This is a genomic window from Pseudomonas sp. SDO5271_S396, from assembly GCF_054071795.1.
Genome location: NZ_JBSVWB010000125.1, coordinates 1 through 341, shown reverse-complemented (window position 1 = coordinate 341; position 341 = coordinate 1). Strand labels below are relative to the sequence as shown.

At 65.7% G+C, this 341-nt stretch carries 1 protein-coding gene; it reads left to right on the top strand.

Annotated elements, in window-relative coordinates:
• Positions 1-341, top strand: a 341-nt coding sequence (locus tag ACW9IN_RS30130; RefSeq protein ID WP_457369246.1) for a hypothetical protein, incomplete at both ends; no start/stop codon positions are given.

Genomic DNA, 341 nt, shown 5'->3' with positions numbered 1-341 from the left:
CATCGGCACGCTGTTGGGCAACCGCAGCGGCTATGTGCTGGACTCCCAACTCAACTTGCAACCGATAGGCGTGGCCGGCGAGCTGTATCTGGGCGGCGAGGGTGTGGCGCGGGGTTATCTGGAGCGTCCGGCACTGACCGCCGAGCGTTTTGTACCGGACCCGTTCGGCAAACCCGGCAGCCGCGTGTACCGCAGCGGCGACTTGACCCGTGGCCGCCCCGATGGGGTGGTGGATTACCTGGGACGCGTGGATCACCAGGTGAAGATCCGCGGTTTCCGTATCGAACTGGGGGAAATCGAGGCACGTCTGCGCGAGCAGGCCAGCGTCGGTGAAACCGTGG